Origin of the sequence: Aerococcus kribbianus (assembly GCF_026805545.1) — a bacterium.
In the GTDB taxonomy this organism is placed as follows: Bacteria; Bacillota; Bacilli; order Lactobacillales; family Aerococcaceae; genus Aerococcus; species Aerococcus kribbianus.
In genome coordinates this window covers 1-18,805 of sequence record NZ_JAPRFR010000004.1, presented here as the reverse complement: position 1 = coordinate 18,805, position 18,805 = coordinate 1, and the positions used below count along the sequence as shown (strand labels likewise).

At 37.6% G+C, this 18,805-nt stretch carries 20 protein-coding genes; 14 read left to right on the top strand and 6 right to left on the bottom strand.

Translation table 11 applies throughout. The annotated features are described in order from the left end of the window. The first annotated feature begins 13 nt into the window (after positions 1 to 13). From argF to OW157_RS07095, 8 genes are all read left to right on the top strand, one after another. Positions 14 to 1,018 carry an ornithine carbamoyltransferase gene (gene argF / locus OW157_RS07130; protein ID WP_268752724.1) on the top strand — a complete coding sequence of 335 codons (1,005 nt, stop codon included), beginning with the start codon at positions 14 to 16 and terminating at the stop codon, positions 1,016 to 1,018. Between the two features lie 113 nt (positions 1,019 to 1,131). Further along, positions 1,132 to 2,211 (top strand): alanine/ornithine racemase family PLP-dependent enzyme, encoded by a 1,080-nt coding sequence (locus OW157_RS07125; RefSeq protein ID WP_268752725.1) that lies wholly within the window; start codon positions 1,132 to 1,134, stop codon positions 2,209 to 2,211. Between the two features lie 14 nt (positions 2,212 to 2,225). After that, complete coding sequence (locus tag OW157_RS07120) at positions 2,226 to 3,653, top strand: basic amino acid/polyamine antiporter (protein ID WP_268752726.1); 1,428 nt, start codon at positions 2,226 to 2,228, stop codon at positions 3,651 to 3,653. Positions 3,654 to 3,666: 13 nt separating this feature from the next. After that, positions 3,667 to 4,608, top strand: a complete 942-nt coding sequence (gene arcC, locus OW157_RS07115; RefSeq protein ID WP_268752727.1) for a carbamate kinase — start codon at positions 3,667 to 3,669, stop codon at positions 4,606 to 4,608. 181 nt (positions 4,609 to 4,789) lie between these two features. Beyond that, a complete protein-coding gene (gene argS, locus OW157_RS07110; protein WP_268752728.1) occupies positions 4,790 to 6,406 on the top strand; it encodes an arginine--tRNA ligase domain-containing protein in 1,617 nt (538 codons plus the stop codon). Positions 6,407 to 6,446: 40 nt separating this feature from the next. Continuing rightward, complete coding sequence (locus OW157_RS07105) at positions 6,447 to 7,145, top strand: Crp/Fnr family transcriptional regulator (protein ID WP_268752729.1); 699 nt, start codon at positions 6,447 to 6,449, stop codon at positions 7,143 to 7,145. Positions 7,146 to 7,237: 92 nt separating this feature from the next. Next, positions 7,238 to 8,251 carry a UDP-glucose 4-epimerase GalE gene (gene galE / locus OW157_RS07100; protein ID WP_268752730.1) on the top strand — a complete coding sequence of 338 codons (1,014 nt, stop codon included), beginning with the start codon at positions 7,238 to 7,240 and terminating at the stop codon, positions 8,249 to 8,251. 100 nt (positions 8,252 to 8,351) lie between these two features. Continuing rightward, the gene (locus tag OW157_RS07095; protein WP_268752731.1) at positions 8,352 to 9,029 is read left to right on the top strand and encodes a LysM peptidoglycan-binding domain-containing protein; all 678 of its coding nucleotides are present in this window, start codon (positions 8,352 to 8,354) and stop codon (positions 9,027 to 9,029) included. Positions 9,030 to 9,140: 111 nt separating this feature from the next. Here OW157_RS07095 and OW157_RS07090 read toward each other — a convergent pair whose 3' ends face one another. After that, positions 9,141 to 9,515 (bottom strand): PH domain-containing protein, encoded by a 375-nt coding sequence (locus OW157_RS07090; RefSeq protein WP_268752732.1) that lies wholly within the window; start codon positions 9,513 to 9,515, stop codon positions 9,141 to 9,143. Positions 9,516 to 9,765: 250 nt separating this feature from the next. Here OW157_RS07090 and OW157_RS07085 point away from each other — a divergent pair, with 250 nt between their 5' ends. Continuing rightward, a complete protein-coding gene (locus tag OW157_RS07085; RefSeq protein ID WP_268752733.1) occupies positions 9,766 to 10,014 on the top strand; it encodes a helix-turn-helix domain-containing protein in 249 nt (82 codons plus the stop codon). Between the two features lie 64 nt (positions 10,015 to 10,078). Here the strand turns inward: OW157_RS07085 and OW157_RS07080 are convergent, their stop codons facing one another. Together OW157_RS07080 and OW157_RS07075 are read right to left on the bottom strand one after the other, a co-directional pair. Continuing rightward, on the bottom strand, positions 10,079 to 10,312 hold the full coding sequence (locus OW157_RS07080; protein WP_268752734.1) for a DUF2922 domain-containing protein: 234 nt from the start codon (positions 10,310 to 10,312) through the stop codon (positions 10,079 to 10,081). 17 nt (positions 10,313 to 10,329) lie between these two features. Continuing rightward, positions 10,330 to 10,527, bottom strand: a complete 198-nt coding sequence (locus tag OW157_RS07075; RefSeq protein ID WP_268752735.1) for a DUF1659 domain-containing protein — start codon at positions 10,525 to 10,527, stop codon at positions 10,330 to 10,332. A gap of 138 nt (positions 10,528 to 10,665) precedes the next feature. On the opposite strand from OW157_RS07075, the gene OW157_RS07070 reads away from it, so the two are divergent. Beyond that, entirely contained in the window at positions 10,666 to 11,637 is a 972-nt protein-coding gene (locus OW157_RS07070) for a RecX family transcriptional regulator (protein WP_268752736.1), read from the top strand. After that, complete coding sequence (gene mutY, locus OW157_RS07065; RefSeq protein WP_268752737.1) at positions 11,630 to 12,853, top strand: A/G-specific adenine glycosylase; 1,224 nt, start codon at positions 11,630 to 11,632, stop codon at positions 12,851 to 12,853. Before OW157_RS07070 ends, mutY begins: the two co-directional genes overlap by 8 nt. Positions 12,854 to 12,947: 94 nt before the next feature. Here the strand turns inward: mutY and ntdP are convergent, their stop codons facing one another. Beyond that, positions 12,948 to 13,493: a nucleoside tri-diphosphate phosphatase gene (gene ntdP, locus OW157_RS07060; RefSeq protein ID WP_268752738.1), complete on the bottom strand. Its 546-nt coding sequence runs from the start codon at positions 13,491 to 13,493 to the stop codon at positions 12,948 to 12,950. Positions 13,494 to 13,648: 155 nt separating this feature from the next. On the opposite strand from ntdP, the gene OW157_RS07055 reads away from it, so the two are divergent. After that, positions 13,649 to 14,836, top strand: coding sequence for a hypothetical protein (locus tag OW157_RS07055; RefSeq protein ID WP_268752739.1), 1,188 nt, complete (start codon positions 13,649 to 13,651; stop codon positions 14,834 to 14,836). A gap of 66 nt (positions 14,837 to 14,902) precedes the next feature. On the opposite strand, the gene OW157_RS07050 is transcribed toward OW157_RS07055, so the two are convergent. Further along, a complete protein-coding gene (locus OW157_RS07050; RefSeq protein WP_268752740.1) occupies positions 14,903 to 15,997 on the bottom strand; it encodes an FUSC family protein in 1,095 nt (364 codons plus the stop codon). A gap of 195 nt (positions 15,998 to 16,192) precedes the next feature. On the opposite strand from OW157_RS07050, the gene OW157_RS07045 reads away from it, so the two are divergent. Then, positions 16,193 to 16,657, top strand: coding sequence for a Fur family transcriptional regulator (locus OW157_RS07045; protein WP_268752741.1), 465 nt, complete (start codon positions 16,193 to 16,195; stop codon positions 16,655 to 16,657). Between the two features lie 44 nt (positions 16,658 to 16,701). On the opposite strand, the gene proC is transcribed toward OW157_RS07045, so the two are convergent. Continuing rightward, positions 16,702 to 17,505: a pyrroline-5-carboxylate reductase gene (proC, locus tag OW157_RS07040; RefSeq protein WP_268752742.1), complete on the bottom strand. Its 804-nt coding sequence runs from the start codon at positions 17,503 to 17,505 to the stop codon at positions 16,702 to 16,704. A gap of 77 nt (positions 17,506 to 17,582) precedes the next feature. Here proC and OW157_RS07035 point away from each other — a divergent pair, with 77 nt between their 5' ends. Then, positions 17,583 to 18,389, top strand: a complete 807-nt coding sequence (locus OW157_RS07035; RefSeq protein ID WP_268752743.1) for a hypothetical protein — start codon at positions 17,583 to 17,585, stop codon at positions 18,387 to 18,389. Positions 18,390 to 18,805: the final 416 nt, after the last annotated feature.

Sequence of the window (18,805 nt, the reverse complement as noted above, 5' to 3'; positions counted from 1 at the left end):
AGTGAAGCATAAAATGTTCCAAGGACGTAGTTTGTTAAAAGAAGTAGACTTTACACCAGAAGAATTAGAATACCTAATCGACTTCAGTATTCATTTGAAAGACCTTAAAAAACGTAATATTCCTCACGAATACTTAAAAGGTCAAAACATCGTATTGCTTTTCGAAAAATCTTCAACTCGTACGCGTTCTGCATTCACTGTAGCATGTAACGACTTGGGAGCAAATCCTGAATTCATGGGTGCTAACGACATCCAATTAGGTAAAAAAGAATCTGTAGAAGACTCTGCTAAAGTATTTGGTTCAATGTTTGACGGTATCGAATTCCGTGGTTTCAAACAAGAAGATGTGGAAGCCTTAGCTAAATATTCAGGCGTTCCTGTTTGGAATGGTTTAACAGACGAATGGCATCCAACGCAAATGATTGCTGACTTCATGACCATTAAAGAAGAATTTGGTGAATTAAAAGGTAAAAAACTTGTTTACTGTGGTGACGGCCGTAACAACATGGCTAACAGTTTATTAGTTGCTGGTTCAATGTTAGGTGTAAGCATTACTGTTGCTTCTCCAGAAGAACTATTCCCAGAACAATCAGTAGTCGATTATGCTGAAAAATTTGCTAAAGAATCAGGATCAACTGTGACAGTTACTTCAGATATCAAGTCTGCAGTTAAAGATGCAGATGTTCTTTATACTGACGTTTGGGTATCAATGGGTGAAGAAGATAAATTTGAAGAACGTATCAATTTATTGAAACCTTACCAAATCAATAAAGAATTGACAGACTTAATTGAAGGTGACTACATCTTCATGCACTGTCTACCAGCTTTCCACGATACTGAAACTAAATATGGAGCTGAAATGAACGAACGCTTTGGTGTAAAAGAAATGGAAGTTACTGACGAAGTGTTCCGTGATGAAAAACATGCGCGTCAATTTGAAGAAGCTGAAAACCGTATGCACTCAATCAAAGCAATCATGGCAGCTACAAACGGTAACCTATTTATTCCAAAAGTATAATAATGTAAAATAGTAAAAAATTAGAGTATTTATCATTAATTGGACCGAATACTACTAACAGAAATACATAAAGACTGTTATTAGTATTCGGTTTTTATAAGGAAGTGAGAATTGTGGGAGAATTTCCAAAGTTAATAATTGATAGTAATAAACTTGAAAATAACGCACGTTGTATGAAAGATGTATTAGATAAATCTGGTATTCATTTAACAGGGGTAGTAAAGGGCGCTAATGGAAATGGTAGTGTGATCGATTCTTTTGTAAAAGGAGGCTTGATTTCCTTAGCATCCTCTAGACTACCACAATTAAAAAAAATAAAAGAAGAGTATCCTGATATATATACATTAGATTTAAGAATACCGATGTTGAGTGAATTAGAAGAACTAGTTGAATGGGCTGATTGTAGTCTCAATTCTGAAATGGCTGTTTTAGAAGAACTAGAGAAACTTTGTTCATCCAAAGGAATTAAGCATGATGTTCTACTAATGTGTGATTTGGGAGATTTACGTGAAGGCTTTTTTAATGAAGAAGATTTATTTGAAGCAGCAAAATATGTAGAAGATTGTGAACATTTATATTTAAAAGGAATAGGAACAAACTTAGGATGTTATGGTTCAATTCAACCAGATACTACGAATTTAACTAAATTAGTGACTTTATCTAAAAATATTGAAAAAATTATAAATAGATCTTTGGATTGGGTCTCTGGAGGTGCTAGCACTAGTCTTCCTTTAGTTTTAAATAATAATATGCCTGATGGAATTAATCATTTAAGAATTGGAAACAATCTTTTACTTCGAGATGTTGAAGAATATAATGATTATACATTTGATGGATTATACGGCGATGCCTTTATTGTTGAAGCTGAAATTATAGAAATTAAAGAAAAACCTAGTTATCCAATAGGAACTATTGCAGTTGATGCGTTTGGTAATAAACCTACTTATACTGATATAGGTATTAGAAAACGTGCTTTATTAGCACTTGGACGCCAAGATGTAGGAGAAATGACTAAATTAATTCCTCAACAGGAAGGTTTAAAGGTAATAGGTGGTAGTAGTGATCATACAATAGTTGATATAACTGAAAATAGGGACAATTTAAAAATCGGAGATATTCTCTCGTTTGAAATGGAATATGAGAATTTATTGTATTTAAGTTCATCAGAACATGTGGGTAAAGAAGAAAGATAAAAGGAAGTGAGAGTATGTCAAATAATTCTGGACAAAATAAAGTTGGATTGGTTGGTTTAACAGCCCTGACAGTTAGCTCAGTACTGGGCGGCGGTATTTTTAACCTTATGTCAGATATGGCTCAGATTTCAGCAGCTGGTCCTTCCACCATTGCTTTGCTAATATCTGGAATAGGGATGGCTACATTTGTTTTTTGTTTACAAAATTTAACATTTCAATATCCAGAACTAGATGCAGGTATTTATAGTTTCCCCGATAAAGCTTTTGGGAGATTTGTAGGTTTTATTAGTGCTGTAGGTTTTTGGTTTTCAATTTTTCTAGGTAATGTAGCTTTAGGAACTTTAGCAATGAGTTCGTTAGCATATTTTTTCCCGATTTTTGGTGATGGACAAAATATATATGCTGTAATTTGTGCTTCTGTTTTATTATGGTTGATGCATTACGTTATTACAAAAGGCTCAGATTTTGCATCAAAAATAAATAATTTTATAACTGTCGCAAAATTAATTCCAGTTGCTATATTCATTATTACTATTATTTTAGCTTTTGATTTTGGAGTTTTTACTACTGACTTTTGGGGAGCTGCATCACAAGGATTTAACGTTTCAGAAGTCGCACCTCAATTAAAGGGAAGTTTAATTGCAACTGTTTGGGTATTTGTTGGTGTTGATGGAGCAGTTACTTATTCTGGACGGGCAAAATCTAAATCAGTGGTAAGACAAGCTACAATTCTGAGTTTCTTAATATTGACTTCAGTTTACTTGCTAGCGACAGTATTGAGCTATGGTATTTTAACGCAACCGGAACTAGCTTCTTTAGAAAAACCAGCTATGGCGGGTGTTTTAGAAAGTGTTGTTGGTTCATGGGGCGCTATTCTAATTAATTTGGGAGTTATTATTTCTGCTATTGGTACCTGGTTTGCTTGTACAATGTTTGCTGGTGAGATTCTTTATCAAGGAACAAAAGACTCTATTTTCCCTAAGTTTCTTGCAAAAGAGAATAAATATGGAGCTCCTGTTAATGCATTATTGGTAAGTGATATACTTGTGCAAATTTTCTTCTTCTCACTCCTTATTAATGCTAGTGCCTATAATTTCACAGCAATTTTAGCTTCAAGTACAATGTTAGTTACTTACTTATTTATTTCTATGGCACAGGTTAAGTTGCCTGGAGAAGTAAGTCAAGGAAAGAATATAACTTTAGGTATAGTATCCTCATTGTATATGGTATTTGCTATTTGGGCGTCAGGAATGGATTATATATTATTAACTAGTTTATTATTTGCGCCGTTTATAGCGTTATATGTAGTAGCTCAACGTGAAGCAGGTAATAAAAAAGTATTCACTAAACCAGAGTGGATCGGTGTGATAATATTAATTTTATTAGCTTTCTTGTCAATTTTTGCAATATTTACGGGAACAATTGATATAACTCAAATGTAATGGAGGTAATAATATGGCAAATCGTAAAATTGTAGTAGCGCTCGGTGGAAATGCTATTTTATCAGATAACCCAACCGCTCAAGCACAAAAAGATGCCTTAAAACAAACGGCTGAGTTCTTAGTGAAATTGATTCAAAACGGTGATGATCTAATCATCACTCACGGGAACGGGCCACAAGTTGGTAACTTATTACTACAAAATATTGCTGCTGATTCTGAGAAAAACCCTGCTTTTGAATTAGATTCATTGGTGGCAATGACAGAAGGATCTATTGGTTATTGGTTGCAAAACGCTCTACAAAACGCTTTGCATGATTTAAACATTGATAAATCAGTTGCTTCAGTTGTTACGCAAGTGGTTGTTGATAAAAATGATCAAGCATTTACTAACTTAAGCAAACCAATCGGACCTTTCTATAGTGAAGAAGAAGCTAAAGCTGAAATGGAAAAATCTGATGCCACCTTCGTTGAAGATGCTGGTCGTGGATGGCGTAAGGTTGTGGCTTCACCAAAACCAGTCGCTATCAAAGAAATTGAAGCAATCAAGACTTTAGTTGAATCAGGTCATGTTGTTGTTGCCGGCGGTGGTGGCGGTGTGCCAGTTATCGAAGAAGACGGCAAACTAACAGGTGTAGAAGCTGTTATCGATAAAGACTTCGCTTCTCAAAAATTAGCAGCTGACTTGGATGCTGATATGTTTATCGTTCTAACTGGTGTGGACTATGTTTATGTTAACTTCAACAAAGCTGACCAAACACGTTTGGAAAAAGTGACTGTTGAAGAAATGAAAGAATACATCAGTCAAGATCAATTTGCACCAGGCTCTATGTTGCCTAAGGTTGAAGCAACCATAAAATTCGCTGAAGAAAATCCAGGTTCTGAAGCAGTCATTACTTCCCTAGAAAATCTAGAGCAATTGATTGAATCTGGTGCCGGAACAATTATTACTAAATAATTAAAGTATAGTTGTTTGGCAGGAGGCACGATGAAATTGTGCCTCCTGTTTTTTATATCGTTTTTAAGGAATTAATAAGACAATGTATTTTATATTGTATAGTTACCCAATAAAAAGATTTACAAAGTCTTATAAAAACGATAACATTTAGGGTGAAGTGTGAGAGGAGAGAACTTTACACATGGATATTGTTCATAGTGTTTACCAGGCGCTCCAATCTGATCGGTTGGATTACTTTAGTCAAGCAAGAGTTGATTGTGCTTTGACTTGGTGTGCTAATTCAGATACTGCTGATTATAAGTTAGATCTAAATCGGCTTATGGCTAATCATTCTGATCTTGATGAAACTAGCATTGTTTCCGAATTAGAGAAGAACTTATCTGACCAATTTGCAACAGTGGTATTGGTTGGTGATCAGATTTACTTGTCGCTATCACGGCAAGACGCCTTAGATCAACTTAATAAGATGGCAGAAGGATCTGACTGGCCTTACTATAATTATCAAGACCAAGAAACTTATACTATCGATATGTCTAGTCCTAACTTAGGCAAGACGATGACCTTGACTCACTTGCGGTCAACAACTATTGGCCAATCCCTTTTCTTGCTTTTAAACAAGATGGGTCAGCAGGCTTTTCGTATCAACCATTTAGGCGATTGGGGTATTCGCTTTGCCCGATTGATTCTTGCTTATGAAACTTGGGGCTTGCCTGATGATTGCGCCAACCCTAATGTTGCTTTTGTTGATTTACAGAATCGTTTTTATGAAGAGTCAGAGTTTAATCCGGATTTAGATACCAAAGCAGCTGTTGTTTTTAATCGCCTTAGTCACCATGACTCAGAAATAGAGGTTATTTGGAAGGAACTTTGCGAGCGTTCTTATCAACAATTTGCGGAACTCTATGATTTGATGGGAGTTAGTTTTGAATCAATTAAGGGTGAGTCAGCCTATAATGAGGAAACGGTGGCATTACGACAGGCTTTGGTAGATTCGGGGATTACCAAACGGGATTTGGACGCTTTAACAGTGACTTTTCCGATTGAATCAGGAATTCCTGCTGCGCTCATTCAGACCCGTGAGAATGATAGTCTGTATCTAACTAGGGACTTGGCTGCGGCTATTGAACGTCAGCGTGACTTCGCTGCTGATTATAATCTGTACATTGTTGGTAATGAACAAGCCACTCATTTTGATCAACTGAAGGGTATTTTAAGCATGCTGGGCTATGATTGGTCTGATAGCATCGATCATTTAGCCTTGGGATTTAATTCTTACAAGGGTCGTCGCTTAATTAATAGTCATGGTGAGGTCATTTCAGTGCGTCGGCTCTTCGACAAGGTCGCCTGGCGTTTAAAGAAATTAGATCCAACTTTAGGTGATGATGAAGCCGTACGTTTAGCCGTAAACCTGGTTACCTTTGAAAGTTTAAAAAATGATCGTTTAGAGCCTTTTGATCTTAATACCAATGACTTAGTTTTCAGCGAAGAAGAAAATATTTTAGATATCCTACAAAGTGTTGAACAAGTGTCATCTATGCGCACTAAGGAAAGAGAAACAGGAGCTGTCATTACTCATGAACAATGGCAGTTTGCTCACTTGGCTTTATCATATCCATATCAAATCAGGCAGGCTGTGGCTAATTTTGAGCCGAGTATTATTGCTGACTATGTGATTTCACTCTATAAGGCGTATGAAGAGCTGCTAGTAAAGCAAATGACTAGCCAGCAGATTGATAATATTTATAAGTCCTTATTGTGTGAGATGTTAACTTTACTGGGGCTACAAGTAGACCTATAGAGAAGTTACCATTAGTCTTGTAGAGAAAGGAATAAGTGTTTTGGTTAATCGTGATTTAGAATTCTACATGGAGTATATGCAAAATGAAGAATTTTTCATACACTTCAGTCCTGAAGAACTAAATGAAATTGAAAACAATGCGGTAATTCATCAATACCGTAAAGGGCAAATTTTATTTTTCCAATCCGACCCCAAAATTTTCGTCTATTATTTATTAAAGGGTTTAGTGAAACTTGAACGATCCGATAGTTCTGGTGACCTGCTCTATGTGGACTATGTTTCAAGTCATTCCTTTTTTCCTTATACGAGCTTATACAATGATGAAGGTTATATGTATAATTGTTATGCTGCCACGGATATTGATATTTTGTTGATTCCTATCAAGTTAATGGAGAAACTGATCCGCAATAATCCTGACCAAATGCTATATATGTTTAAGAAAACTGCCCAAACGGTAACTTTTTTAGAGAAACGCATCCAAGTCACCGCAATTTCTTCTGCCAAGGAAAGAGTTGAGCATATGTTGGGTCTGTGGAAATATGATATGGCTCGTCCTGTGGCTGAAGGGGAGATAATTCAGTATCCCTTAACTATTAATGAGTTGGCGATTGTGTCGGGAACTACTCGTGAAACAGCAGGTAAAGTTGTTCGTGATTTGACCCAAGAAGGGAAACTAAAATTTACGCGTAAGGCGATCTATTACTATAATCTCGACTTCTTTAATATGATGATTGAATAAGGAAAGTCCTAAATCTTTAGGGCTTTTTAAGTTTTCTAGGCTATGTTTTATGTTAGGATTAGACTAATAAGAAGAAGGAGTGGAGTGATTGTATGGCTATTTTAGTAACAGGTGGAACTGGTTTTATTGGTTCCCATACCATTGTTGAACTATTAAATGAAGGCTATGATGTCGTTGCAGTGGACGACTACTCTAACAGTAAACCCTTAGTATTAGATCGCATCAAGGAAATTACAGGTAAACGACCAACATTCTATGAGTTAAATGTTCTTGACAAGGATGATCTGCGAGAAGTCTTTCAACAAGAAACAATTGAAGCTGTTATTCACTTTGCTGCCTTTAAAGCAGTTGGGGAATCTGTAGCTAAACCTCTGGATTATTATCACAATAATTTGACAGGTTTATTGACTGTTCTACAAGTAATGAAGGAATTTGCAGTTAAAAATATTGTTTTTTCTTCTAGTGCTACAGTTTATGGTATGGATAATCAATCGCCTTTAACTGAGGACCTACCAACTTCAGCAACTAACCCCTACGGCTATACTAAAGTGATGAATGAGCAAATTTTACAAGACTTATTTGTTTCTGATAATGATTGGGCTATTATGTTATTGCGTTATTTCAATCCTATTGGAGCCCATCCCTCTGGGTTAATTGGAGAAGATCCCCAAGGAATTCCTAACAACATTATGCCTTATATTACCCAAGTTGCTATAGGTAAACGGGATCACTTGTCCATTTTTGGTGATGATTACGATACTCCAGATGGTACAGGCGTTCGTGACTATATCCATGTTGTTGACCTAGCTAAGGGACATGTGGCAGCAATTGCTTATGCAATGACTCATAAAGGGGTAGAAAAGGTTAACCTAGGAACTGGCCAAGGATATTCAGTATTAGATTTGGTTAATTATTTCCAAAAGGCTAATACTATTGAAATTCCTTATCAAATTACTGATCGACGTCCAGGAGACGTAGCTACTTGTTATGCTGATGCCTCTTATGCCAAAGAGTTATTGGGTTGGCAAGCTCAGTACAATTTAGAAGACATGTGCCGTGATGCTTGGAATTGGCAAGAAAAGAATCCCCAAGGCTATGTGGATTAAAATAAATCAATTTTGGCTAGAGCTTGTAGGCTCTAGCTTTTTTAATGGGTTTTGATATAATTAAATAAAATCAAGTCTTAGAAAAATGGGTGGAGAGACAATGAAAGAAGACTATCAAAAAATAAAAAATAAAATAAGTAAGTGGTGGCAGCCGGTTGGTGGAAAAATTCAATCAGGATGGCAACAACTTTCTACACCACTGAAGTTCTTGACCGCAGTTTTAGGAGTTATTTTGCTTTTTTTATTGACTTTGCCGTTTGGTATTAATGGAGAAGAAGGAAATCCCTTAGGTTTGTCTGCAAAAGAACAATCATCACAAGGGAAATCGTCTTATTCCGCAGTAGCCATCTCAGGAGAAGAAAAAGTTACGAGTGAAAAAGGCCCCTTTAAGGCGCAAGTGTCATCTCTGGCACCAGAACAAGTTTCTGATACTACTGATGGGATAAAATGGCCTAGTGTTGGGGATCTAGAGTCCCAATATGCTGAGCGGGAAGGAGCTAATAGTCAAAATAGAAGTTCGACAAGTTCTAGTCAAGCTTCTGAAAGCGATAGCGCGGATCAAGAAAGTCATTCAGCTAGTGAGGAGTCGAGCCAGGCCCCTGACTTAGAAAACCAAGAAGAGAGTCAAAGCCAAGGTACGGAGACTTATACCGTGCAAAGTGGCGATAATTTGTATCGGATTGCTATCAATCATGGCATGACCTTAGAAGAGATAATGGCTTTAAATGGTATGAGCGAACCTTATATTAGTCCGGGGATGACCATTCGTGTGGAGTAGAATTATAGAGGCAAAAAGGAAGCTGGACTTCAGGTCTAGCTTCCTTTGCTTTTTGTGAAAAATTTTTGATCCAAAATTTCTGTTCTTTGCGGCTCTTGTCGGGCCATTATTTTATAAGACGGCTTGGGCGAGGGCTTGTTGGACTTCATAGATAGTGTCCTTGCCTTGGAATTCTAAAGCAGCTACGGGCTCTTGAGCTGCGGAGATGTAGATATCTAGTTCACTATCTAAGTCAAAGTTTCCGGCAGTTTCTACCGTGAATCGAGAAATTGAACGATAGGGGATGGATTGATATTCTTGCTTTTTACCAACTCCTTGAATATCAATAATAATCAAACGATGGCTAGTGAAGATTACCTTGTCTCTAATTAATTTATAGGCTAATTCCACAGTTTCATTAGGAATTAAAATTTGGTTGAGTTCTTTTTTGGCATCTTCTAAATTCATTTGTGAGGCATTGCCCATTATTCCAGAAAATAGTCCCATATATACCACTCCTTTTTCCTTTAGTATAACATCATGTGGCATTATTATTAGATGAATATATCAATTTTATAAATAATATAATAATTTTTAAAGAATTTAAAAAAACCAAGTGTAAGCGCTAGCAAATTCTAAAAAAAGTGATATAATAAAATTAATAGAGAGCAGAAAAATCAATTTTAATATGCTTTTTAGGGAAGATGCCACTATAGTTGTAGCCATATTTATGGTGAAAAGGAAGGGAGTTACTTGCATGATGGAAGGATTATCGAGCAGCCAAAGAGAGATGGCTAGACAACAAGCAACTGAAAAAGCTTCAGCAATTTTATTGAAAATTCGTCAGGAAAAGAATTTGTCACAGGCACAACTCGCAGAAATATCTGGTCGCAAGCAAAGTTATATCTCACGTGTGGAATCAAAGCAACAAAACATTAGCTTAGGAACCCTCGAAGAAATCGTAGCTTCCGTAGATGGAACCCTACATATGGAAATTGAACTTTAATAACAAAAAACAGGTAGCTCTTTCTGACATGGAAGAGCTACCTGCTTATTTTTATTAATTAAGCTTATTCTGCACTATAAATAAGGTCAACTTGACGACTAACATAGCGTCCGGCTTTGGCTTTTTGATAGAGGATACGACCATCTTCATCTTTAAATGCTTGGTTATTAGCAATCATATTTAAGGTTGTTTGAGCTTGATCACTGGTGATATTAGCTTTAGGATTACGAATAGTAATCGTTTTGTTTTTGTTGTCGGCAGTTAAGAATTGTAATTCAAAAACGGTACTTTTTTCCATGGATTATCCCCCTCTAATTATAAATAATCGTAGTGTTCAATAGCAGTCACATTGCTGATAGGATCTTGGATAATACCTGCTAAGGCAGTTTGAATAGTTGCGACATCCTCATCTTTGGCATCCGCAGCAAGTTGATTGAGTGTTAAAGTGATATCTTTATCATTGTCAGTGTCATGAGATATAATTTGTAGTTTGGCAGAGTTAAATTGTTTCATTGTAGGACCTCCCTATTTTTCTGCAAGCTGACCGGTCTGCTTACACCTATACAAACGTTTGGCTAGCCTCAATGTAAAGCTCTCAAACGAAATAAATCCAAAATTATGCTATACTAACATGTCGAAGGTGGTGTCAAAATGGCAAAAGAACCCATGCGTTTATCTGAAATTGAAACGGGAAAGAATACCAAAACCAAGCAAGTACAACCGTCAGGAAATGCTAGAGAAATAAATTTTTCCAAGGGAAATAAGCCCTTACTTAAAGCAGAATCAAAAGAAGTTCACCAAGCACAAGAAACTGGGCAAGTAACGGCTATTGCGGTTCAAAAAAAGAATAAAGAACGTTTTAATCTCTTTGTAGATAATCGTTTCGCTATCGGGATATCTGAGTCCACTTTGGTTCACTTTGCCCTTACCAAGGGGCAAACAATTGACCAGAATCTTCTAGAAGCGATAAAAAATTATGAAGAAAATGACCAGGCCTACCAGTCGAGTTTACGTTATTTAAGCCAGCAACTTCGCTCCGAAAAAGAAGTCAAAGATAAGTTAATTTCATTAGATTACCCGCAAGTGGCTATTGAATTTGCTCTTGAACGCTTGAAAAAACTAGATTTACTGAATGATCTAGCTTATGGTCAGGCTTATGTACGAACAGCTATGCGAGTCAATAAAAAAGGGCCCCAAGTCATTCGTCGTGATTTAAAGCAGAAGGGGCTAAATCAAACGACTATTTATCAGGCCCTTGAAGAATATTCTGATCGAAATGAAGAAGAAAATGCTTATTCAATAGCCAAAAAATATTACTTGAAGCAACAAGGCAAGTATTCCGCTTATCATTGCCAACAAAAGCTACAAACATACTTATTGTCCAAGGGCTATTCTCATGATTTAGCGGCACAATTGAGTCGTCAAGTGAGTGAAGAACTAGCTGATTCAAGTCAAGATTACCAAGCCTTAGAAAAACAAGCCCACCGTTATTGGCGCCGTTACGCTAAATTAACCAGCAAGGAACGGCACTATAAAGTTAAGGGATTATTGCTGTCTAAAGGATTTGAGGGCGAGGCAGTGACACAAGTACTTAAACAAATAGAGGATGACAGTAATGACTAATGATTCAAGAGAAGAAGTTCAAGCGATTGTTATCGAGGATTGGTTGGGGAAATCAGCTATCCTTGACTTAGGACCCAATATACAAGGGGTTCAAGTTTGGGGCCCCCAAACCAATGCCAACTTTCAGGCGGATTTGTTGACCTGGTATGATCAGAATAAACGTCAATTACCTTGGCGGATGGACCCGACACCTTACCATGTTTGGGTATCGGAAATCATGCTCCAACAAACTCAAGTTGATACCGTAATTCCTTATTATCAACATTTTTTACAGCGTTTTCCTACTATTGAATCTTTAGCCGAAGCTCAGGAAGCCGATTTGATGAAAGCTTGGGAGGGGCTAGGTTATTATTCGCGGGTGCGTAACATGCAAACAGCTGCTCAGACCGTTGTTAAGGAATTTGCAGGCCAATTTCCCCAAACCTACGATGAAATTATCCAGTTAAAGGGCATTGGGCCTTATACGGCTGCTGCCATTGCTTCCATTGCTTTTAATGAGGCTAAAGCCGCTGTTGATGGCAATGCTATGCGGGTTTATTCTCGTCTTCTAGGGATTTCAGCTGATATAGCTAAGAGTAAACATCATAAATTATTTTTTGCTATAGGCGATTATTTAATTGCTAAAGACCGACCAGGTGATTTCAATCAGGCCATTATGGATTTGGGGTCTTCCTTTGAAACGGCTAAGGCAGCTATGCCACTATTGAGCCCAGTAGCTGACTATACTTTGGCTACTTTAACTGGACAAACAGAAGCATTTCCAGTGAAATCCAAAAAGAAAAAGCCTAAAGTCTACTATTACGATGCCTTAATTATAAAAAACCAGCAAGATCGCGTTCTCATCCAACAACGAGACCAAGACCAACTATTGGCTAAACTATGGACGGTTCCCTTGTTCTCTCACCCAGAGAAGAAGGACCAAGAAGTCTGGACTAATTTGGTGGCTGAAACCAAGGCAAAATATGATTTTTCCCCAGTTGTCGCCAAGCAAGCCATCGGACAGGTCAAACATGTCTTTAGTCATCAAGTATGGTATATCACTATTTATCTAGCTTATGTTAAGGCAGAAGACGCTAATTTCATTAGGGACTTGGATCAAAAGTCGACCAAGTCTGATTGGGTGTCCGCTTATGATTTAAGTCGTCACGCCTATCCAACAGTTCAGATGAAAATATGGCAAGCTTATCGTGACTATCTCACAGATAAGAATCAATAAAAAAGAGAATGTAACAAAAGTTTTAGTTTCAATAAAAAAGAACCCAGGAAAATTTTTCCTGGGTTCTTTTCTTTTGACACCACAGTCGAGTGAGCTAGTGTCGTTTGCGTCGATAGGTCAGTTGACAATAGCGTTCGTACCATATATTGACGTAAGCTTGTGAAAATGGGCCCTTACCCTCATTAATCCAGCGGACTAATTCTTTGACGTTTGCCTTTAAGATGGAATCAATCTCTGGGGAATAACCCATTAACGCGCGATGATCTTTATATTCGTCGACATCGAGTAGGCGTTTCTTGCCATCAGGGAATACTTTGATATCTAAATCGTAGTCTATGTATTTCAACGCCTCTTCATCTAAGACGAAGGGGGAGGCTAAATTACTATAATAGGAGATTCCCTTGGGCCGAATCATGGTGACGATGTTAAACCAGTAACGCTTGTGGAAGTATAAGAGCGCTGGTTCCCGAGTGACCCAGCGGCGACCATCAGACTCAGTTACTAGAGTATGGTCATTACAAGCAATAATACTCTCGTCACTGGTTTTGAGGACCATGCAATCACGCCATGTGCGATGTAAAGACCCATCATGTTTATAGCTTTTGACTGTGATGTATTCTCCTTCCTTGGGATTTTTCATCACATTTCCTACTTTCTAAGTCAGTTAATACTGAAACCTTAATAATTATAGCACAAGGCTAGGCAAAAAAATAGCTAACCGTGTTATAAATAGGCAGAAAAAAGCGAAGAGTGTGGTAGAATAGGGGTAAATTGTACTTGTCAAGGAGTGAAAAGATGCAAAAGAAAAAAAGACCGATTTGGCCTTTTGTAGGAATAATCTTGGCATTGATCTTAGTGATCGGTGCATATTTTTATAGTAGCGCCAAACAAAAAGATCAATTGACTAATGATGCAGATAATTTTAAGGATGTCCAGGTTGAGAAGGGGGGGCAAAAACAAGGGTCTAATACAGAACAGATTGTTGCTGATTTTCTAGAAGACCGTAGTCAGGCTAAGGCTTTAGATTATTTACTTTATGTGGCTAGTGAAGACCAAGAAGTCAATGTTGCTGCTTTAGTTGACCAGGCAGCCTTAGCGAATGGCCAAGAAGAAGCTGTTAACCAACTCACTGAGAATAATCTTGAATCAGTAAATTATCATGCCTATGATTACAGTGAGCAAACCACTAGTCAGTTAGTGGAAGCAAGTAGTGAACAAAACATTAATGAAGCTAATCCACAACTAGTTCTCTTACCCACTTTCTCCGAAAATGATTATAGTGCAGGAATCAGTAGTGAAGATCACTTAGCTAATTTAGAAACGATTTATCAAGAACAAAGAAAAGCAAATCCAACGGCCTTGATTATTTTCTTGATCCAACCGGCAGTTAATGAAGAGTATCGTAATGACGAGGATTATCAAGCTTACCTAGAAACCGTAGAAGAAAAAATGACAGAAGAGTCTTGGAATTATTATTCTCTCCAACAATCAGTGACAGATGACAGTCATTTCACTGAAGAAGGTTTGAGCGAAGATGGACAAAATGCTTACCAAAAAGCTCTTTACAAACACTTAATAGACACCGATATTGATGCTAGTGATGGTTTCAATGGTAACAATGAAGATGTATCTGCTGCTCGCGAAAGCGAAACAGCTGAAGCCGAATCTGAGGCGCAAGCTCAGGCAGAAGCAGAAGCCCAAGCGCAAGCAGAGGCGGAATCACAAGCCCAAGCCGAAGCTGATGCACAAGCTCAAGCAGAAGCAGAAGCCCAAGCTGCAGCTGAAGAAGAAGCAGCCCGTCAAGCGGAAGCAGCTCGGCAAGCTGAGGCACAAGCTCAAGCTGAAGCTCAAGCAGCTGCAGAATCTCGAGCTCAACAAGCAGCACAGCAACAGCAACAAGTACCAGCACAACCTGCACCTGATAACCAACAACCGGCTAATAATGGTCAAGCTACTAATGACCAAAACGGTGAAGGACAATAAAAATCTAGTTTTAACTAGTATTAATAAAGCAAAAAGCTGGGAAAATCCCAGCTTTTTGCTTTATTCTTATTGGTTATGACCACTTAAGCTATCTGCTTGATAATCATCGTCTTCGTGGTGGAGACGGTAGCTACGCACCAGCATATTAAGATGGATTAAGGCTTCTTCATAATTAATCATGGCCGAAGTAATCAGCATTAAGGTGTTACTCCGTTCAAAATCTTCACGACTGGCGCCTCGACCAACTTGAGATTCTAAATAAATATTATCTAACAATTTTTGCCGGTATTCCATGGTAGATTTGAAGAAGTTAACTTCTTCAGGAGAGATTCGCCCGTCAAATTTTAAAAAGATTTGTTCATGGGCAGCACATAGGGTTTCGATACGTTCTCTGATACGTAAGCGTAGGTCATATGGCAGTTGGAAAACATCATTGGTGTGGGAGTGAATAATGATTAATAGATTCAAAGCTTCCTCTAATGATGTAATAAAACTGCGGAAGACAACAATTTTACGTTTTAAACCAACACGTTTGGTTTTTACCCAAACTTGTTCATCCATAAGCAGTTGGTATTGGGATTTGACATTTTTTAAGCGATCTTCCGCCCAAGAAATATCTGAGCTTAGGGAAGAATATTCCCCATTTTTCCGTAAAATAGCGCGTAAACGAATTAGTATTTCTGTTGTAGTTGAGTTCACTTCTTCATAGAGCATGGTGTCGTATTTAGGCGGCAAGATAAAAACATTAACAATCAAGGAAACAAATACTCCTAACATGTTTTCGATGACACGGGCTACTGCGGAACGAACCATGACATCGCGGTCAGCTAGCATAATAACCACTATAGCAATACAAGCTAGAGTAATTACATTAGTCATCTTAAGGGCATTCATAATCCCAATGAAGAGGGTAATGGTAATGCCGATAATGAGTGGATTGTTTCCGAAAAAGTAATACATAAAGACGGCAAAAACGCCACCAAGAAAAGCTGCTATCATTCGATCAAAGAAAGTGTTCAACGATCGTTTTGGCGTTTGCTGTAAACCGATAACAGCAGTCAATCCGGGCATGGCAGGTTGGACAAAAGGAAGCCATTGGGCAATTGAAATTGTCAAGGCGACACCAATCCCGGTTTTTAACATACGAGCGCCTAGTTTCATATTTAATACCTCCGAAATATCTTGTCCCTATTATCATACTATGATTCGAAAAATATGACAGCCAAAATGATTAATTAAATGATAAATTGTTTTCAACTAGAAGAAGCCAAGGGAAAAGAGTATAATTAAGTTTGAATATAAACTAACATTTAAATAGAAAATACAGGATTTGGATTGCTGTAGATTGGGGGGCCTATGAAAGCAAATAATGAAAAAATTAAACAAGAGTTTGACCACAGCATTCAACTGCTGCGACAAAAGAAGATTCGTATTACTCCACAAAGGAAAGCGGTCCTCAGTTATTTGATTGCTAGTCAAGATCATCCGACTGTTGAAGAAATCTATAGGGACTTAAAACCACAAGCTGCAGATTTTTCCTTAGCCACGGTCTATAATAACGTGAATTTGTTGGTTGACCAAGGCTTGGTCCAAAAGATTGTTTCCAGTGATGGGGCAACTCATTATGACTACCCACTTGACCATCATTATCATCTACGCTGTCGAGAATGTGGTAAGCTTGTTGACCTTTTTTACCCGCCACTTACTGAAATTGAAGAATTTGCTCGGCAAGTGAGTGATTTCCAGATTGAAGGTCACCATTTGGAAGTCTATGGTCTGTGCCCAGATTGCCAAGATAAATTGACAAATGAAGCCAATTAAGACTAAAACTTCATTGAATGCTGATAATGTTTGACCCATGTGTTTTAAGAGAGGCTGGATGATTTATCAATAGCAGCAATAATTGCTTCTTGAACAGTTGAGCGGAAATTATCTTTTTCTGCTTGCCGAACAAGGTCGATAGTGGTTCCAGCTGGGGTACATACTCGATCCTTTAAAACTTCAGGATGAAGATTTTCCTGACTAATCATAGCGGCAGAACCAGCAACTGCCTGGCTAGCCAACTTCAGGGCTTGATCTCGACTTAAGCCTTTGTTAACACCGGCATCAGCCATCGCTTCAATCATCATAAAAATTAATGCGGGACTTGAACCAGAGAGACCAGTGATGGCATCAAGTTGTGTTTCAGCAATGATTTCAACTAAGCCTATGGTAGCAAATACACTTTGGATGAATTCTAAGTCGTCAGCACTGATATTATGGTTGGGTGCAAGTGCTGAAACTCCTTGGCCGATTTGAGCGGGAAGGTTAGGCATAACCCGAGCAAATTTGATTTGGGAACCCAAATCTTTTTCCGCTTGCTGCAAAGAGTAGCCAGTTGCAATTGAAACAAGAAGACAATTTGCTTTTAAATGTGGTTTAATTTCAGTAATCACTTCATCTAATTGATAAGGTTTGACAGCTAAGATAACTAAGTCAGCTTCTGTGACTGCTTGGCAATTATCGGTATATGTCGTGACGCCTAAGTTTTCTTCCAAGTTTTTGGCATGACTTTCAGTATGTACAGAAATAGTAATTGATTGGGATGAAAAGTTTTGACTATTAAGGAGACCAGTAAGGATGGCGCCTCCCATATTCCCAGCACCAATTAAGGTAATTTTTCTTGGCAATGTCATCAGCTCCTTTTATAATGTAGTATAGCATAAGCCAAGGCATTTCTGATGATTAGCAAGGAAAGTAGGTAAAAATGTTTCTTATCAATTATATTCGCGCTATCTTTAGTCGCCAAGCCATCTTCCACTATCATTTTCATATGACTTGGCTACGTTCAAGTCTTGTTTTTACTTTGTGGACATTGTTGGGTGTTTTAGTAATGGCAATTCATTTTCAACCCATTAACAATTCTGACGCTCAAGAAGCTATCTTAACCATTGAAGACGAGATTGATGCTTCAATGCTCAACTTTTTGAGTCAACAAGAAATTAGTAATGGACAATTTAGTGAAAATAATCCCAGCAAGAGCTTGAGTAATAATCAAATTACCCTAGCATTCCTACCTTCAGCAGATGTGCTTGATCCCTTATTGAGTGATTCGAAAAATGTGTTATTGATTATGCCAGAAGGGTATACCTACAAAAACTCAAAAGGACAGTATACAGCTAATTTTTCCGATAATTTAGTCGATAGTTTAGAAAATCCTCAGACTTTTGCTACTATGTTAAATCAAACTTATCAAGACGAGTTTCGGAAAAATCAACAGTTAATCTATCTATTAGGTCGACACGCTGTCTTCTTAATCTTTGGCATTGGGGGATTGTTTGTTATGGCCTCTTTCTTTAAACGGATGCAAGACTATTATCATTTTGATATCTATAACTTTGAAGCGACAGTCGGACTTTTTGCCTTAGCAATGGGCTTCCCCAGTTTATTAGCAACAGTCGCTGGTCTCTACTGGCCTAATATCCTAATGATGTTGGCTATTATGCATATAGGAACTATATTGACCTTAATTGCTGTGTACTTTGAAACAAACTTTAAAGAAGAACGAAATTAGCTTGACAAAAAGTATAGTCCTTGCTATGATTTTATCTATCGACAAAACAAGAAAAGTGAAAAATGTATTGACAAAAATATTGTTTTGCTGATATACTAATTGAGTTGCTTCAAGAGAGCAACGGAGGGCAAAAAGCTCTAAAAATATTTTTTAAAAATCTATTGACAAGTATTTATCGCTTGTGATATGATGTAAAAGTTGCAGCAAACGCAACGACATAGACCTTTGAAAACTGAACAAAGAAGACGAACCAATTTGTGTAGGGAGTTAACAGAAGTTAACAACCCAAACAATTCAAAGTAGTGCGAACTACTATAAATAAGTCAGCAATAAAATGAGCTAGAAGCTCATGAAACAATCTTTCATGAGAGTTTGATCCTGGCTCAGGACGAACGCTGGCGGCGTGCCTAATACAT

What these genes read in the sequence shown, in the direction of transcription:
- argF (WP_268752724.1), top strand. Translation starts at nt 14, where the DNA reads ATGTTCCAAGGACGTAGTTTGTTAAAAGAAGTAGACTTTACACCAGAA.
- mutY (WP_268752737.1), top strand. Translation starts at nt 11,630, where the DNA reads ATGACTAATGATTCAAGAGAAGAAGTTCAAGCGATTGTTATCGAGGAT.
- argS (WP_268752728.1), top strand. Translation starts at nt 4,790, where the DNA reads ATGGATATTGTTCATAGTGTTTACCAGGCGCTCCAATCTGATCGGTTG.
- OW157_RS07050 (WP_268752740.1), bottom strand. Translation starts at nt 15,997, where the DNA reads ATGAAACTAGGCGCTCGTATGTTAAAAACCGGGATTGGTGTCGCCTTG.
- ntdP (WP_268752738.1), bottom strand. Translation starts at nt 13,493, where the DNA reads ATGAAAAATCCCAAGGAAGGAGAATACATCACAGTCAAAAGCTATAAA.
- galE (WP_268752730.1), top strand. Translation starts at nt 7,238, where the DNA reads ATGGCTATTTTAGTAACAGGTGGAACTGGTTTTATTGGTTCCCATACC.
- OW157_RS07095 (WP_268752731.1), top strand. Translation starts at nt 8,352, where the DNA reads ATGAAAGAAGACTATCAAAAAATAAAAAATAAAATAAGTAAGTGGTGG.
- arcC (WP_268752727.1), top strand. Translation starts at nt 3,667, where the DNA reads ATGGCAAATCGTAAAATTGTAGTAGCGCTCGGTGGAAATGCTATTTTA.
- OW157_RS07035 (WP_268752743.1), top strand. Translation starts at nt 17,583, where the DNA reads ATGTTTCTTATCAATTATATTCGCGCTATCTTTAGTCGCCAAGCCATC.
- OW157_RS07055 (WP_268752739.1), top strand. Translation starts at nt 13,649, where the DNA reads ATGCAAAAGAAAAAAAGACCGATTTGGCCTTTTGTAGGAATAATCTTG.
- OW157_RS07090 (WP_268752732.1), bottom strand. Translation starts at nt 9,515, where the DNA reads ATGGGACTATTTTCTGGAATAATGGGCAATGCCTCACAAATGAATTTA.
- OW157_RS07085 (WP_268752733.1), top strand. Translation starts at nt 9,766, where the DNA reads ATGATGGAAGGATTATCGAGCAGCCAAAGAGAGATGGCTAGACAACAA.
- OW157_RS07080 (WP_268752734.1), bottom strand. Translation starts at nt 10,312, where the DNA reads ATGGAAAAAAGTACCGTTTTTGAATTACAATTCTTAACTGCCGACAAC.
- OW157_RS07070 (WP_268752736.1), top strand. Translation starts at nt 10,666, where the DNA reads ATGGCAAAAGAACCCATGCGTTTATCTGAAATTGAAACGGGAAAGAAT.
- OW157_RS07045 (WP_268752741.1), top strand. Translation starts at nt 16,193, where the DNA reads ATGAAAGCAAATAATGAAAAAATTAAACAAGAGTTTGACCACAGCATT.
- OW157_RS07120 (WP_268752726.1), top strand. Translation starts at nt 2,226, where the DNA reads ATGTCAAATAATTCTGGACAAAATAAAGTTGGATTGGTTGGTTTAACA.
- OW157_RS07075 (WP_268752735.1), bottom strand. Translation starts at nt 10,527, where the DNA reads ATGAAACAATTTAACTCTGCCAAACTACAAATTATATCTCATGACACT.